This window comes from Xenorhabdus khoisanae, assembly GCF_001037465.1.
Classification (GTDB): Bacteria; Pseudomonadota; Gammaproteobacteria; order Enterobacterales; family Enterobacteriaceae; genus Xenorhabdus; species Xenorhabdus khoisanae.
On record NZ_LFCV01000018.1, the window covers coordinates 1 to 16,549 of the forward strand.

Annotated in this window: 17 protein-coding genes; 7 read left to right on the top strand and 10 right to left on the bottom strand. The window is 40.1% G+C overall.

Translation table 11 applies throughout. From position 1 onward, the window contains the following. Positions 1-749 precede the first annotated feature (749 nt). Both ybjG and AB204_RS03140 read right to left on the bottom strand, forming a co-directional pair. On the bottom strand, positions 750-1,358 hold the full coding sequence (ybjG, locus tag AB204_RS03135) for an undecaprenyl-diphosphate phosphatase (RefSeq protein ID WP_047961930.1): 609 nt from the start codon (positions 1,356-1,358) through the stop codon (positions 750-752). Between the two features lie 460 nt (positions 1,359-1,818). After that, positions 1,819-2,097, bottom strand: coding sequence for a GrxA family glutaredoxin (locus AB204_RS03140; protein WP_047961931.1), 279 nt, complete (start codon positions 2,095-2,097; stop codon positions 1,819-1,821). A 198-nt stretch (positions 2,098-2,295) separates the two neighbouring features. Between AB204_RS03140 and AB204_RS03145 the strand changes: the two genes are divergently transcribed. The 3 genes from AB204_RS03145 (at position 2,296) to rlmC (ending at position 4,372) form a co-directional block, all read left to right on the top strand. Continuing rightward, entirely contained in the window at positions 2,296-2,601 is a 306-nt protein-coding gene (locus tag AB204_RS03145) for a YbjC family protein (protein ID WP_047961932.1), read from the top strand. Between the two features lie 88 nt (positions 2,602-2,689). Beyond that, positions 2,690-3,217 carry a type III secretion system chaperone family protein gene (locus tag AB204_RS03150; protein WP_047961933.1) on the top strand — a complete coding sequence of 176 codons (528 nt, stop codon included), beginning with the start codon at positions 2,690-2,692 and terminating at the stop codon, positions 3,215-3,217. 24 nt (positions 3,218-3,241) lie between these two features. Beyond that, the gene (gene rlmC / locus AB204_RS03155; protein ID WP_047961934.1) at positions 3,242-4,372 is read left to right on the top strand and encodes a 23S rRNA (uracil(747)-C(5))-methyltransferase RlmC; all 1,131 of its coding nucleotides are present in this window, start codon (positions 3,242-3,244) and stop codon (positions 4,370-4,372) included. Between the two features lie 109 nt (positions 4,373-4,481). Here the strand turns inward: rlmC and artM are convergent, their stop codons facing one another. From artM to AB204_RS03180, 5 genes are all read right to left on the bottom strand, one after another. Then, positions 4,482-5,150: an arginine ABC transporter permease ArtM gene (gene artM / locus AB204_RS03160; RefSeq protein ID WP_047961935.1), complete on the bottom strand. Its 669-nt coding sequence runs from the start codon at positions 5,148-5,150 to the stop codon at positions 4,482-4,484. Next, the gene (gene artQ, locus AB204_RS03165) at positions 5,150-5,866 is read right to left on the bottom strand and encodes an arginine ABC transporter permease ArtQ (protein ID WP_047961936.1); all 717 of its coding nucleotides are present in this window, start codon (positions 5,864-5,866) and stop codon (positions 5,150-5,152) included. The genes artM and artQ overlap by 1 nt, the downstream gene beginning before the upstream one ends. A gap of 11 nt (positions 5,867-5,877) precedes the next feature. After that, positions 5,878-6,615, bottom strand: a complete 738-nt coding sequence (gene artJ / locus AB204_RS03170; protein ID WP_047961937.1) for an arginine ABC transporter substrate-binding protein — start codon at positions 6,613-6,615, stop codon at positions 5,878-5,880. Between the two features lie 165 nt (positions 6,616-6,780). After that, a complete protein-coding gene (gene artP, locus AB204_RS03175) occupies positions 6,781-7,509 on the bottom strand; it encodes an arginine ABC transporter ATP-binding protein ArtP (RefSeq protein ID WP_047961938.1) in 729 nt (242 codons plus the stop codon). A gap of 226 nt (positions 7,510-7,735) precedes the next feature. Beyond that, positions 7,736-8,638, bottom strand: a complete 903-nt coding sequence (locus tag AB204_RS03180; RefSeq protein ID WP_047961939.1) for a LysO family transporter — start codon at positions 8,636-8,638, stop codon at positions 7,736-7,738. 324 nt (positions 8,639-8,962) lie between these two features. Between AB204_RS03180 and macA the strand changes: the two genes are divergently transcribed. Next, complete coding sequence (gene macA, locus AB204_RS03185) at positions 8,963-10,114, top strand: macrolide transporter subunit MacA (RefSeq protein ID WP_047961975.1); 1,152 nt, start codon at positions 8,963-8,965, stop codon at positions 10,112-10,114. Beyond that, on the top strand, positions 10,114-12,066 hold the full coding sequence (gene macB, locus AB204_RS03190; RefSeq protein ID WP_047961940.1) for a macrolide ABC transporter ATP-binding protein/permease MacB: 1,953 nt from the start codon (positions 10,114-10,116) through the stop codon (positions 12,064-12,066). The genes macA and macB overlap by 1 nt, the downstream gene beginning before the upstream one ends. 89 nt (positions 12,067-12,155) lie before the next feature. Here the strand turns inward: macB and cspD are convergent, their stop codons facing one another. After that, positions 12,156-12,386, bottom strand: coding sequence for a cold shock-like protein CspD (cspD, locus tag AB204_RS03195; protein WP_047961941.1), 231 nt, complete (start codon positions 12,384-12,386; stop codon positions 12,156-12,158). A gap of 326 nt (positions 12,387-12,712) precedes the next feature. Between cspD and clpS the strand changes: the two genes are divergently transcribed. Together clpS and clpA are read left to right on the top strand one after the other, a co-directional pair. Further along, entirely contained in the window at positions 12,713-13,033 is a 321-nt protein-coding gene (clpS, locus tag AB204_RS03200) for an ATP-dependent Clp protease adapter ClpS (RefSeq protein ID WP_047961976.1), read from the top strand. Between the two features lie 31 nt (positions 13,034-13,064). Beyond that, complete coding sequence (gene clpA, locus AB204_RS03205) at positions 13,065-15,359, top strand: ATP-dependent Clp protease ATP-binding subunit ClpA (RefSeq protein ID WP_047961942.1); 2,295 nt, start codon at positions 13,065-13,067, stop codon at positions 15,357-15,359. 126 nt (positions 15,360-15,485) lie between these two features. Here the strand turns inward: clpA and infA are convergent, their stop codons facing one another. Beyond that, positions 15,486-15,707 (bottom strand): translation initiation factor IF-1, encoded by a 222-nt coding sequence (infA, locus tag AB204_RS03210; protein ID WP_045969938.1) that lies wholly within the window; start codon positions 15,705-15,707, stop codon positions 15,486-15,488. A gap of 152 nt (positions 15,708-15,859) precedes the next feature. After that, positions 15,860-16,549: a leucyl/phenylalanyl-tRNA--protein transferase gene (gene aat, locus AB204_RS03215; RefSeq protein ID WP_047961943.1), complete on the bottom strand. Its 690-nt coding sequence runs from the start codon at positions 16,547-16,549 to the stop codon at positions 15,860-15,862.

The following is a 16,549-nucleotide window of genomic DNA, read 5'->3' on the forward strand; positions in this document are numbered from 1 at the left end:
ACCGTGATCACTCTCGCAATTGCAAGATTTATATAAAAAAGGAAAGATGTTATAGATCTTTGCTGAAATGTTGATCAAATATTAAAGAAAAGAGAATGAAGGATTTAACAAGGATGATATCATTATTTTTGTTTTAAATTCTCATATTGACCTATATTATTATTTAATAATATTCATATATTAATAAGTTTTTTCATTGTTAGTTAATGAATATTTAAATAAATATAATTAATGTTAATTTTTTATTTTTGTCTTTTTAATTTAACACGGATAATTATGTAATATATTGATTTTTAATCAAAAATAGAATTTTATTTCTTGATTCAATATGGTGTTTTCCTTTTTCTTAATATTTTGTTTTTATTGATTATGTGTTAATGGAGTCAGTATCTTTAGTTGATCGTTGTGTGTAAATATCAATCATTAAGTCTATGTTTATGAAGAAATGATAATCATTTCATGGTTATGTATTGTTAAATATAACGAAGGATTTTATTTGGATATTTTGTCTGTTTACATAGAGTAACATAAATGTTACGAAATAAGTTGAATGAAATAAAACCTTAAATTTAGCAAGGTTACTGGGTTTAAGGTAAACTTAATTACATTAAAGGCTTAGGATTTAAAATGTAAATGTTCACTGGAAGCTCATGCCTAGTATGAATTTCCAGCGATACATCTTTACCTTTCATTTTGCAAATTGCAGAACTGCAATTTGCAATCTAATTGGATATAAATTGAGATGTTGGTTAATTTTTTACCAATCCTTTTCGGATCAAAAATGCACAACAGAACTGGTAAAGGCGGGTAAGTTTACTTTGTAAACGCTCACCATATAGGCCCCAAAATACCTGAGAGAAAGCACATCCTAATAGGCTCACTAAAAATGCTCCAATCATATCAATCGGCCAGTGAACACCAACATAGACACGAGACCAGGCAATGGCGCAGGCAATAACTATTAGGCATACACCTGACCAAATTCGATGCCATAAGATGAATGCTAATGCGAAAGTAAATACTGCTATGCCATGGTTACTCGGAAAAGATTCCGTAGGGGCATGATAAAGGAAATTATAGCCAAAACCTTCAACGAACGGCCTGGCGTGTGGAACAAGTATTCCAAGGATATAGGATGCTGCCATTCCAAAGGCAAAAGCGATACAGGATTTACTAACGACGGTACGTTGATGTGTGATGGCTTCTTCTTTGCCCCAAAGCCAACAAATGGCCAATGTGATGGGATAAATAAATACTAAATATTTTGCGATAAAGACTGCAAGCCAAATCATTGTGGGTGATGAATCGGGTGTTGCATTGATAAAAAGAAACAATTTGTGGTTAAGTTGTTCTAGCAAAGTAAGCCTCACAAACGTGATATTTACGTAACATGATGATTTGATTTTAGCAACTTAAAGTTAAAATAGTAATTTTATAATAAAAAACCATAAATAGGATTACTTTGATTCATCACTTTATTTAACTATTGTTGAAACCATATGAGTAAATAATATAGCGGTGATAGTAACGAAAAGTAATCTCTCTCTTGTAATTAACACAGGAACAACAAAAAAACCCGATAGTCTTTAACCAAAGTGGGTGACTATCGGGCTCCTCAATATGGGGACATCAAAGAAAAGCAGTGGCAATAATTAAGACTGCGCCTTGGAGTGAAAGTTCTCATCATTGAGAAAAAAAACGAAAAATTTTTTCTGAGGGGTGAATTTTTTTTGAAGGGGGTATAGCTAAGGTTACCGCTATCCAGTAAGGTAAACGTTTTCGGCTGGATAGCGGCTTTTTTAACGCTTTACTTTCTGGCTAGTTATTTTTTTGTTCTTTGTATAGCTCTAGATTTTCTTTAGCGTAAGCTTCAAAGTCAGTGCAGCCACCGATATGCTTCTCATCAATGAAAATTTGAGGAACAGTTTCAACAGGTTTACCCACTGTTTTTGATAAGTCGTCTTTGGTGATGTTTTCAGCCCAGATATCAACATAGCGATAATCAAAATCGTCACGCTCTGCTTTTAATTTTTCAGCGAGTTCTTGAGCACGAACGCAGTATGGGCAACCCGGGCGGCCAAAAATGACAGTATACATACAAACAACTCCTTAGTGGTAATGATTGTGAACTTTATAGATTGTCATCTAGAGTTACTATGCCTGTAAGTGCCCACAAAAAAAAGCAGGAATTGCCTTTTGTTGTAATTAGTCCTGCCAATTGGCGGGCTTGAGGTATGATAGCCTGACGATAAGTGACAGAAAATCTATTTTTAAGGCTGGGAAAGCAGGTCAAAAATGAAAATAAATCCATCAAAAGAGATGCGATCATTGGCTGATATGCCCAATTTGGTTATTTTATTGGAAGTATTGGGTATCGGGTTATTAGTTTTGGCGTATTTGTCGATCACTGATAGCATAATTCTATCACCTTTATTAATGACGACAGAAGCGCACATTGCTATGATCTTATTGGGTATCGGTTGCTTGATACCAGCAGCTATCCATATTATCTGGCGTGCGGTCTATAATCTTTCCTTTCTGGGAATTGATCATAAGAAAGCAGATAAACGTCCTCAGTCTTTTTCTGATGACGAAAAATAAAATAGGTTAATTATTGGTCATGCTGCTACTCAGTAGGGTGTTTCCCAAAGTAGCATGTGTAACTTCTTGGTCATATGAGGTTAATTCGATGGATTCTATGGTTATTCCCGATTTGTCAACACTGCGCACGTGGCTTGAACGGCTCAAAATTTCTTATTTTGAGAATGATTCAAACTCAGTCCTGCATTTGCCTCATATGCAGAATATCGATGGTTTGTTTGATGCCAAGATCGATCTGTTGGGTGATGTCGTATTGTTTTCTGCTCTGGCAGAAGTTAGGCCAACTGCGATCATTCCATTGGTTGCCAATTTGAGTCAGATTAATGCCAGTTCCCTGACAGTTAAGGCATTTCTTGATGTTCAGGATGAAAACTTACCTAAGTTGATTGTTTGTCAGGCATTTCCTATCGCAGTAGGTATGACTTTCACGCAGTTTTCCAATTTTATGCAGCAAGGCGAAGAGCAAATTGCTAATGTGATTTTCGAAATTCACAGCAATAATCTTCTCTATGTCAATCATGATATGGAAAGTGAGATGGAAGTAGAAGTTGAAATAGAAGTAGAAGATGAAGAATCATTGGCTTCGACGAATACATCAACATTTACTTTGCACTAATATTTTTTGATACGGTTTTTTACAATGCAATGTGTGCAGTACACCGCGGGGCATTGTCACTCCTGCCAGTGGCTCGATAAGTCCTATTCACAGCAATTATCTGATAAACAACAACATTTAAACCAACTTTTACAGGAAACATCAGTAATACACTGGCTACCGCCAGTGACCAGCCAGACCAGTGAGTTTCGTAATAAAGCCAAGATGGTAGTGAGTGGTAGTGTTGAGCGTCCATTGCTTGGTATGTTGCATCGTGATGGTAGAACAGTCGATCTTTGTGATTGCCCGTTGTACCCGCAATATTTTCAGCCAGTATTTGATGCAATAAAAATATTTATCGCTAAAGCTGGCTTAGTTCCCTATAACGTTGAACGTAAGAAAGGAGAATTGAAATATATTCTTCTGACGGAAAGCCGTGCCAATGGTGAAATGATGCTGCGCTTTGTTTTGCGTTCAGAAACAAAACTGGTTCAGTTAGAGCGTGCATTACCATGGTTGAAGAAACACTTGCCACAAGTGACAGTGGTTTCCGCTAATATCCAATCGGTTCACATGGCAATTTTGGAAGGTGAAAAAGAGATTATTTTCACTGAATCCAAGATGTTGGAGGAAACTTTTAACGGTATCCCGTTGTATATTCGTCCGCGTAGTTTTTTCCAGACGAATCCAGAGATTGCCTCTGATCTGTATGCAACGGCAGGGCGTTGGGTCAGGGAATTAAATATCAGCAGTATGTGGGATCTGTTTTGTGGTGCAGGTGGTTTTGGTTTGCACTGTGCAGATAAAGAAACCAAGCTGACGGGGATAGAAATCAGTGCTGAAGCTATTGATTGTGCTAAAAGTTCAGCCAAAAGCCTCGGGTTGGAACAAGTAGTATTTCAGGCGCTGGATTCTACTCATTTTGCGCTTGATAAAGCACAAATACCTGATTTAGTGCTGGTAAACCCTCCTCGCAGAGGTATTGGCAAAGAACTTTGTGAATATCTTGGTCGGATGGCTCCCAAATTTGTTCTCTATTCAAGCTGTAATGCTCAGACGATGGCAAAAGATATTGCTATGCTCAAACAATATCGAATAGAAAAAGTTCAGTTATTTGATATGTTTCCTCACACTGAACATTATGAAACATTGGCATTGTTAGTTCTTGATATTTAGTTCTTGATATAAAGTAATCTGCTGACTTTACGTGCTTACTCCTGTGATAACTTCGATTTATCACGGGAGTAAGCAAAACATATATCGGTTAATTAAATAGCAATGGTGATTAATTGCGTTGTTCAAATGATAATGCCCGCTGTTCGATCATACGCATGAGTAGTGTTAAAAGACCGTTGATACAAAGGTAAATGATACCAGCGGCAACGAATACCGTGACATCATAACTGCGCCCGAATTGAAGCTGACTATGCCCCATGATATCCAATAAAGTGATTGTGCTGGCAAGCGAAGTGCTCTTGAAAATCAGCACGACTTCATTGGAATAGGAAGAAAGCGCCCGCTTAAAAGCATAAGGTAGCAGAATGCGCATAGAATGTACTTTGGACATACCAAGAGCCTGACAAGATTGCCACTGCCCTGCTGGAATGGCCTTAACTGCACCATAAAACAATTGGGTTGAGTAGGCGGCACTATTCAATGCCAGCGTAACCATTGCACATAGCCACGGTTCTGACATAAGTTGCCATAACCACGGATATTCTTTTATTGATGGAAATTGTCCCGGCCCGTAATAAATCAGAAAAAACTGAACGAGAAGAGGCGTTCCGGTAAATAGCGTGATATAGCCTTTTACCAATTGGGTGAGTACGGGCAGTTTCATGGTCAGAATCATAGTCAAGACAACCGACAGCATAAATGCAGTCAGTAATGCTGTGAAAGTCAGACTAAGACTGGTTTGCAGGCCCGGTAAAATATCCTTGATATACTCAAACATCACGAAATACTCCGTTCAAAATGAGTGGAACGCATTTCAAGCTGTTTAAGAATAAACTGGCTCACCAATGTAATTGCCAGATAGATAGCCGCGGCGATCACATACCATGTAAATGGCTCCTGTGTTCGAGTTGCGATGCTTTTTGTTTGTAACATTAAATCATTAACGCTGATTAGGGAAACCAGAGCAGTATCTTTCAACAGAACCAGCCATTGATTACCGAGTCCGGGTAGGGCATGACGCCACATCTGCGGCATAATCAAACGAAAAAATATGCGGGTTTGACTTAATCCCAATGCCTGGCCTGCTTCCCACTGACCTATTGGGATGGCTTTCAATGCTCCCCGCAGCGTTTGTGAAGCATACGCGGAATACAATAGTGAAAGGGCGATGACGCCACAAAGGAAAGGGCTGACATCAAAGTTATCAATTTCCATCTGTATGTTGAACTGCCAGAAAACCAGATTAACTTCAAAACCTTCTGACAACATGATTAGAAGTTGTGAACTTCCGAAATAGATGAAGAGAACGACTAAAATTTCAGGCAGCCCCCGGATCAATGTAACCCAGCAGGAGCCTAACAAAGCGACAGGTTTCCAGCGTATGGATTCCCACGCGGCAAAAAGCATTGCCAGCACCAAGCCAATGATAAGTGAGGAAATAGCAAGGCCGACGGTAATTCCGGCGGCATTGATTAAAGATTGTAGTTCATTCATTGGGAGCCAGCTTATTGTTCAAACCATTTTTTATAGATGGTGTCATAAGAACCATCTTGTTTAACTTCAGCCAGTGCTTTGTTCAGTTTGTTCAGTAACTCAGTATTGCCTTTGCGAACTGCAATCCCTAAACCGGTACCAAAGTAGTTTTTATCCGTTACTTTACCACCAACCGTCCCTAATTCCTGATTCTTTTTCAGCCACTCATTAACGACTGCTGTATCACCAAATACAGCATCAATACGGCCATTTTTCAGATCAAGGATTGCATTCTGATAGCTATCATAAGGCACAGTTTTGATCTCTTTATGTTGTTCCATCAAATACTTTTGGTGTGTGGTTCCGTTCTGTATCCCGACTTGTTTGCCTTTGAGATCGCTGATGTGAGTGAATTTTCCTTTGATGGCAATGAAAATGGCTGAGTTATCATAGTAGGTATGGGTGAAATCAACTTGTTTTTGGCGATCGGGAGTAATATCGATACCTGCCATCAGTGCATCAAAACGGCGAAATTTCAGGCTGGGAATGAGACTATCGAAAGATTGGTTAGTGAATGTGCACTCAGCCTGAAGCTTTGCACATATAGCATTTGCTAAATCGACATCAAATCCCTGAATCTTATTATTTGCATCAATAAATTCAAATGGCGGGTAAGTGGCTTCTGTTGCAAAACGGAGAGTCGTTTTTTCTGCTGCGGTTGCCGATAAGGTCATTGCACTCAACAAAACTGCAAACAATAATTTTTTCATAGCCATATCCTGTTGTTCATAAATGTTGTGGTTGATAATTGCTATTGATGTTTGTTTTATAACCGATTATCGATATATATCCTCAGCCCTTCAAGTTGTGCTTTATTCACTGGGAGGCAACTTGAACTTGAAACCTATTGGGTATAACAGATCCTGTATGGTATATCAGTGTGATAAATAATGAGCAAAGGCTTCTGTTTGAGGCCGCATAAAATGAGTTGCGTCACCTTTTTCGATAATGTGGCCTTGTTCCATATATACAACCTGACTTGCTGTTTTACGAGCCACTTCCACTTCGTGGGTCACGATAATTTGCGTGATACCGGTTTCTGCCAGTTCTTTAATAATATCAATAACCTGAGAGGTTATTTCCGGATCAAGTGCAGCAGTGGGTTCATCAAACAACAGAATTTGCGGCTCCATCATTAACGCCCTCGCAATGGCGACGCGCTGTTGTTGCCCGCCAGAAAGATGCAGCGGAAAACGGTTGGCGAATTCATCTAAGCGGAGACGAGAGAGAAGTTTTGCTGCCTTTTCCCGAGCTTGTTGTTTAGACAATTTCAGGACTCGACAAGGTGCTTCAATCAAATTATCCATTACACTTAAATGTGGCCACAGGTTGTATTGTTGAAAGACCATGCCAACCTTTTGTCGTAATGCCAGTATTTCTTTGTGATTGGGTTGCTGTTTAAAATCAAACTGATGAGTTGCCACATTGAGTTGTCCAGAGCGAGGCATCTCCAGTAGATTCAGAACACGTAGCAATGAACTCTTGCCAGCACCGCTTGGCCCCAGTAATACGACAGTTTCTCCTGATGTACATTCAAAATTGATATCGAACAGAGCCTGATGTTTACCATAGAAACAATTTATGTTTTTTAATTGAATGCTCATGCGAAAAATATGAATAGTTAGTTGTTTGTTGAGATATTAATCCTATAAGCATAACTATGCAATAATGTCTGCATAAAATTGTTGTTTTCATTAAGTTAGTGACTTAACTAAGCAAGTAATAGACATTTTTCCGGATTGTTTTTCGCTCTTTATTTTACGAATTGGATTAATTTTTATACCAAAAAGGTTTTTTTAGTCAGTTTATGGGCTAAATCAAGGTTGTTCTTTATTGAGTAAAAAATGCAATGAACAACGGAGTCATTAAACTCAATATAAAACCATGAACAATGGCTGCTGGAACGATACTTACACCACCACAGCGTTGTAAGATAGGTAAGGTAAAGTCGATTGAAGCAGCTCCTGTTAAACCTAATGCGGTTGAACGATAGCGATTTATTAGTATGGGGATGAGCATAATGGAAGCCAGTTCACGAGCTAAGTCATTGAAGAATGCTGTACTGCCAAGTACCGGCCCATAAGCGTCGGAAATTAAAATTCCTGAAAGGGAGTACCAACCATATCCAGATGCAATGGCAAGACCGGTCTTGGCGGGTAATCCCAGCAAAAATGCAGCCAGCACACCGCCTAGCAGAGAACTGATGGCAACGACTATGGCGATAATCGTACCACGGCGATTCAACAGCGTTTGCCTTAAGCTCATGCCGTTATTGCGCAGTTGAATACCAACCAGAAATAGTAGAAAAACCAATGCAACTTCACTGGCACGGTTGGAAAACTGGAACCATGACCAGCCTGTTAAGCCAATAAGAAACCCTAATATTAATGCGCCACATAATTTGACGGAATCTAGCGCCATATGTAATCGGGACGGTGGTTTTTCCTGTTTATGTGTATTAATAATCCACGGATCTCGTTTATCCAATAGGAAAAGCGCTAGCATATTAATGATAAAGGTGCATAGGAAAAACGTGGTTGCATACAGCAAGATAGAAAGCAAATTGCTGCCCAGATTCTCCAACATGGCGAGGCTGATGCCCATCAGAACAAGAATGGTATAAACCATGACATTGAGTAGCTTGTGTACCAGAGTGAGCATCGATTTATTATTCAGATGAATAAGGTAGCCCAGAATTAAAGGCAAAAGAATAATTAACAATCCTGAATACATAATTCACATCCTTATCCGGTAAGAGGCGTTTTTTTCTCTAGTTCTAATAAGTAAAACCAGCCATAAGGGCTAATAAGCGTATAGAGACAAAATATTTACACTAAAATAACAAATAGGATAAGGGGAAGCATACTGAAACTCAACGCATTTTTTAATCTCTAATAGAGTGATTATTATAAATAAAAGCAAGTAAATCTGATGGGTAAAAGGGGGAAGTATATGTCTCTGGAACGTGTAGAAATTTCCGGTTGATAGGATTCGTTGATGTCATTTACAGTACATTGGCGTAACGAAATTTTATTTTCTAATGGTGGATCTTTGTTGATGAATTTTTTTTCTGTTAAGTCTCGTTGGATCGCAACAGTGCTTATCCTCATTACCATTACATCTGTATGGAGCTATTTCTTCTTCCTGCCGAAGCCTGTCACATATCAAACTAATGCAGTCATAAAGGGTAACTTTGAAAGAAATGTTTTGGCTATAGGTAAATTGGATGCAGTGAGTAAAGTTGATGTAGGTTCTCAGGTTAGTGGTCAATTGAAAGAATTGTATGTGAAATTGGGAGAAAAGATTAAAAAAGGTCAATTGCTGGCGACGATTGATCCGCAGACAGCAAAAAATGCTGTGGTAGAAGCGCAAGAAACTGCAAAATCATTGCAGGCCGATCTCCGTGGTGCACAAGCAGAGCTGAAACTGGCTCAGCTTAAAATAAGCAGACAGAAAAAATTGCTTAAATTAAATGCAATATCTGCTCAGGAATTAGATGTCAGTAAAGCAGATGTGCAGTCTAAAGCGGCCAGAGTTGATAACCTTAATGCACAAATTCAGCAAAATAAGGCCAAACTTGATACTGCTGAAACAAATTTGCAATACACCAACATTCTTGCCCCCATAGAAGGAATTGTGGCGGATATTAAAACATTTCAGGGACAAACTGTGATAGCCGCACAACAAGCTCCAACTATCCTGACAATCGCAAACCTCGATACGATGATTGTTAATACAGAAGTATCAGAAGCAGATGTCATAAATCTGAAACCCGGACAAAAAGCATCATTTACTATTCTGGGAGCACCCGGAAAACAGTTTCACGGTGTCTTAGAAGATATCTTGCCAACACCTAAGGGAACGGCAGGCGCACCTAATGGTGAAACTACATATAAATCTGGCCCTGTTTTCTACTATGCCCGTTTTAAGGTTCCGAATCCTGAACATATTCTGCGTTTGCAAATGACTGCTCAAGTGAAAATAGAGCTTCAGACTCTACATAATGTATTGATGATCCCAATTTCAGATTTAGGGAAGCAAATATCTTCTACCCAATATGAAGTTAGTGTTTTGCATAATGGAAAAGAAGAAAAACGCGAAATTACGACAGGTGCCTTTAATAATATCAATGTTCAGGTTATTTCTGGTTTGAAGGAAAACGACCGTGTTATAAGTAGTCGTAGTGATAGTAATGTAGAGGGATCATAATGAATACATTACTGGAACTAAAAGGTGTTAGCCGCAGTTACCTTGCTGGAGAAGAACAAGTTAATGTTTTGGATAATATTTCTTTATCCGTTCACGCCGGAGAAATGGTAGCGATTATCGGTGCTTCCGGTTCAGGTAAGTCAACTTTGATGAATATACTAGGCTGTCTGGATAAACCCAGCAGTGGAGAATATTGGGTTGCCGGGAGAGATACTGCCGGTTTGGATAGTAATCAGTTGGCCGAATTACGCAGGGAATACTTTGGGTTCATTTTCCAACGTTATCATCTGATGGCTCATTTAACAGCAGAACAGAATGTAGAAATTCCGGCGATTTATTCAGGTGTTCCCAAAATGCAACGTCGTGAGCGGGCTATTGAGCTACTTAAAAGTCTTGGATTGGGAAATCGTATCAGTTATCGGGCAAATCAGCTTTCAGGGGGACAGCAACAGCGAGTCAGCATTGCCAGAGCACTTATGAATGGTGGGCAAGTCATTCTTGCTGATGAACCGACAGGAGCACTGGATAGTGTTTCTGGTCAGGAAATGATGGATATCTTGAAGCAGCTTTGTCGACAAGGTCATACGGTTATTATTGTTACTCATGATCCAAATATTGCAGCACAGGCTCAAAGAGTGATTGAAATTAAAGATGGGCGTATCATGAGTGATTCACGTCCTTCTGAATGCCGAACACAAACATCGTCTCCTTTTTCTTCTTCTGTGAGCGTAAAAAACTCTTCAGTGCAACAAATTTGGGGGCGTTTTAATGAAGCATTATTGATGGCATGGCGTGCCATGATCGTCAATAAATTGCGTACTTTACTGACTATGCTTGGCATTATCATTGGTATTGCTTCTGTTGTAACGATCTTGGTGATTGGTGATGCGGCAAAATCAATGGTGCTATCACATATTAAATCCATTGCAACTAATTCCATCAAGATTTATCCGGGAGGCGATTTTGGTGATGATGATAGTGACTTGGATAGTCAGGCACTGAAACTCACCGATATTCCAATAATAAAATCTCAACATTATGTTCAGGCAGTTTCTCCTGAATTCAGAGTAAATGGGCGTTTGCGCCGAGGCAATATTGATGTGAATGCATCAGTATTGGGTGTAGGAGGTGATTTTTTTCAGGTATATGCCATGAAGTTTGTCCAAGGTATGCCTTTTACTTCAGAAATGCTTCAGCATCAGGCTCAAGTGGCTATTATTGACAACTATACTCGCAAAAAGTTATTTCCTTACCAAAATAATGTGATAGGTGAAGAGCTCATTTTAGAAAATATACCCTTGACGGTGATTGGTGTAATTGGTGATGGGCAAGAGTTTTATAGCGGTAACATATTACAAATTTGGTTGCCTTACAGTACGATGAATGGTCGTCTGATAAACAAAAGCTACTTGGATTCAATTGATGTCAGAGTGAAGGATGGCTACTCTGCCAATAAAGCGGAAGAAAAACTTAAGCAGTTATTGGCATTTCATCATGGTAAAAAAGATGTTTCTACCTACAATGTAAACAGAACAATTGAAGCAATTGATAAAACAACGCGAACTTTACAAATGTTTTTGACGCTAGTGGCAGTAATATCTTTGGTGGTTGGTGGAATTGGCGTGATGAATATCATGCTGGTATCAGTCACAGAGCGTACCCGAGAGATTGGTATCCGCATGGCAGTCGGTGCCAGAACCAGCGATATTATGCAGCAATTTCTTATTGAATCTGTCTTGGTTTGTCTAATGGGCGGTATACTGGGAATTACCCTGTCATATAGCTTATCTTTGACTGCACAGTGGATGTTACCGAAATGGAACTTCGTTTATAACCCTGCTGCATTTATCGTCGCTTTTGGTTGTTCAACAGTAATTGGGATAATTTTTGGTTTCCTGCCGGCACGCAATGCTGCTCATCTTGATCCTATAGAAGCGCTTGCAAGGGAGTAATTTACAAAGAAGTAAGTAGTCAGAGTGTAAATAGCACGCCACAAATAGCCCACTGTTTATCTGTGGCGTGGAATTACGAATTTATTGGATCACTCTTTTTTTGATTTTGAGCCTTCTTCCAAAGGTACAATAAGGCTGGCGTGGTTACCTTTGGGGCCTTGATGAACACTAAAATTCACTTTTTGCCCAGCTTTCAGCGTCCTATAACCATCCATCTGAATGGTTGAATAGTGAGCAAATATGTCATCACCCCCGCTGGTTGGGCAAATAAATCCAAAGCCCTTTGCATTATTGAACCATTTAACAGTACCTGTTTCCATACTTCTCTATCCCTCGTATTACGATTTCGGGTTTAGGAGTCACTAAAAATTTCAGGATATGAACAGACGCCCAGACAGAATGCGGTGTTCATAAAATATACTGTAGTGAAATTCATTACGCCGTCAAGCATATAAGTAACGTCAAGCTGTCTCAGATGGCTAAAGTTTGATATAGATAACGGTATCCGATTTTTAGGTGAAATCCTTATTCGGTAATCAAAGGGGGGTGGAAGCAGAGTGCGGTATGAAGTGATAAAATATATAGCAGTAGAATGAATTAGTTCATACTAAAATCCAGCGGAAAGTTAATGCCCAGCGGAAGAATAATGACTGAGTTTTATAACGGTTTGAAAGTTGAAGAATTTATTGAGGATGATGCAAAACAAAAGCTACAGCCGCCATCAATGTATAAGGTCATTCTTAACAATGATGACTATACCCCTATGGAGTTTGTGGTTGACGTATTGCGAAAGTTCTTTTCTTATGATGTTGAAAAAGCAACGCAACTAATGCTGGATGTCCATTATAAAGGGAAAGCAGTTTGCGGAATTTATACGGCAGAGGTCGCAGAAACTAAAGCTGCGCAAGTGAACATGTATGCTAAGGAGCACGAGCATCCGTTACTTTGCACGCTGGAAAAAGTCTGATCTGGCTTACTGATTTTAGGAGGAGGTGCTTATGCTCAATCAAGAACTGGAGCTTAGTCTCAACATTGCTTTTGCCAAAGCAAGGGATAACAGGCATGAATTTATGACTGTAGAGCACCTGTTGCTGGCGCTATTAAGTAACACATCAGCGCGGGAAGCACTGGAGGCTTGTAAAGTCGATTTGTCGCTGTTACGCCAGGAATTGGAGAATTTTATTGCTCAAACTACTCCTTTGTTATCCGAAAATGATGACAGAGATACACAACCCACATTAAGTTTTCAGCGTGTTTTACAACGCGCTGTGTTCCACGTTCAATCCTCGGGGCGTTCAGATGTTTCCGGGGCTAATGTCTTAGTTGCTATTTTTAGTGAGCAGGAATCTCAGGCCGCTTATTTATTGCGTAAGCATGACGTCAGTCGTTTGGATGTCGTGAATTTTATTTCTCATGGAACGCGCAAAGATGAGCCGGATAACGATTCTCACCACAGTATCAATCCGGTTCAGGAAGAGCAGGTAGTCAGTGAAGATCGGTTGGAGAATTTTACAACTAATCTGAACCAATTGGCGCAAAAAGGTCAAATTGATCCCCTTGTCGGGCGTCAGAATGAATTGGAGAGAACTGTTCAGGTACTGTGCCGCCGTCGCAAGAATAATCCCCTGTTTGTTGGGGAATCTGGCGTTGGCAAGACTGCTATTGCAGAAGGGCTTGCATGGCGTATTGTACAAAATAATGTCCCCGAAGTTATGCAGGGCTGTACTATCTATTCTCTGGATATTGGTTCACTGCTGGCGGGTACAAAGTACCGTGGTGATTTTGAGAAGCGCTTCAAATCCTTGTTAAAAACCTTAGAGCAAGATAGAAAAAGCATTCTCTTTATTGATGAAATCCATACTATCATTGGTGCAGGCGCTGCTTCAGGTGGGCAAGTGGATGCAGCCAACCTTATTAAGCCTTTATTGTCCAGTGGACGTATTCGGGTCATTGGTTCGACAACTTACCATGAATTCAGCAATATCTTCGAAAAGGATCGGGCTTTGGCTCGTCGGTTTCAGAAGATTGATATTGCTGAACCCTCGCCAGAGGAAACGGTACAAATTATCAATGGATTGCGGGCTAAGTATGAGGCACACCACGATGTCCGTTATACGGCGAAAGCGATTCGTGCAGCAGTTGAGCTATCAGTGAAATATATTACTGATCGCCATTTGCCGGACAAGGCCATTGATGTGATTGATGAAGCAGGTGCCAGAACAAGGTTAGTTCCGTCCAGCCGTCGTAAGAAAACGATCAATGTTTCAGATATTGAATCCGTTGTTGCTCGCATAGCCCGTATCCCGGAAAAAACGGTGTCGGCGAGTGATAAGGATGTGCTGAGAACAATGGATGATCGGTTGAAAATGTTGGTCTTCGGCCAGGATCGCGCCATTGGGGCTTTGACGGAAGCCATTAAAATGAGTCGTGCTGGCTTGGGGCAGGAGTATAAACCAGTCGGGTCTTTCCTATTTGCGGGGCCGACGGGTGTTGGTAAAACGGAAGTGACAGTCCAGCTTGCTAAGGTATTGAATGTCAAATTACTGCGGTTTGATATGTCGGAATATATGGAGCGTCATACTGTTAGCCGTTTAATTGGCGCACCACCGGGTTATGTGGGGTATGATCAGGGAGGATTATTAACCGATGCTATTATCAAACATCCTCATTCTGTATTACTTCTGGATGAGATTGAAAAAGCCCATCCCGATGTCTTTAACTTATTGTTACAGGTTATGGATAATGGGACATTGACCGACAATAATGGCCGCAAAGCTGATTTTCGCAATGTTATTTTGGTGATGACAACTAATGCTGGGGTACGTGAGACACAGCGTAAATCCATTGGTTTCACTGAACAAGATAACAGCACAGATGGAATGGAAGAGATTAAACGGATTTTCACACCTGAATTCCGCAATCGTCTTGATGGCATCATTTGGTTTGATGCACTCTCTTCTGAGGTTATTCAACAAGTCGTTGATAAATTTATCGTCGAATTACAAGCCCAACTGGATGAAAAAGGTGTTTCTCTGGAAATCAGTGCAGACGCCCGTCAGTGGCTATGTAACAAAGGTTACGATAAAGCTATGGGAGCACGCCCTATGGCTCGAGTGATTCAGGACAACCTCAAAAAACCATTGGCGAATGAATTATTATTTGGTTCTTTGGTGCATGGAGGCTCGGTCAGTATTAAGCTTGATAAGGCTAAACAAGTATTAATATATGATTTTAAGGATGCCAAAAGGTCGAATAAATCGAATAATAAGAAATCAGAAGATGCTGTATTGTAAGTTAGTGATTACCGTAAGTTAGTGATTACCGTAAGTTAGTGATAAAGGCTGGTGATAAAAACCGAAAGCCACACCACAGGTGGATGCTGAAAATACTATCCCCTGTGGTGTTAAAAGGTATCTTAATCAGCGACTACGGAAAGTAATACGGCCTTTTTCAGGGTCATATGTAGTTAGCTCGACTGTGACCTTGTCTCCAGTCAGGATGCGGATATAGTTCTTACGCATTTTTCCTGAAATGTGGGCAGTAACAACATGCCCGTTGTCTAATTCAACACGAAACACAGTATTCGGCAGTGTTTCTAATACAGTACCTTGCATTTCAAAATTAGTGTCTTCTTTGGCCATCTAATCCTCTAAGTAACAACCATAGTTTTTAATCGGCACGATAATGCCGAAAAACCATCATTATGTAAAGGAATGTCGTATTTTAAACCATCATTTCATATATGATGATAATGACATTCCCGCCGTGAACAGCATAAACCCCTAAGCGATGATTATAAATCCAGCTCTTGTTTAGACCAGCAGCCCGATTGTAATGGCTGTGCTCTCAATTGATAAAGATGCTGAAGAAATTCTTCCCTTGGAATATTTTTGGCGCCCAATGATTCTGTATGGTGATTTAACACCTGACAGTCAAACAATCGGCCACCATGATGTAGAAAGTGGTGATAGAATGCGACAAACGCACACTTAGATGCATTCTCCATTCTGCTAAACATAGATTCACCACAAAATAGTGTCCCTATACAAACACCGTATAAACCACCTACAAGTTGGCGATCATGCCAAACTTCAATTGAATGAGCCAAACCTTCATGATGCAATGCTTGATAACCTCGCAGAACATCCGGCCCTATCCAAGTGCCTTCTTGTCGTTGTGCACAATGATATATCACTTCATCGAAAGCATAGTTTACCGTAATTTGGTAAGTATGTTTGCGAATAAACCGAAGAAGTGTTCGGCCCGTATGCAATTCCCCGGGAATTAATACTGCCCGGGGGTTGGGAGACCACCACAAAGGTGGCTCATTGGGCGAATACCACGGGAAAATGCCTTCATGATACGCCACTCTTAAGCGTTCTGCACTAAGATCTCCTCCAAATGCCAGCAAACCATTAGGTTCAGTCATCGCATTGGTTGGATGGGGAAATTCATATGAATTATCGAGTTGAGCTATCGACAT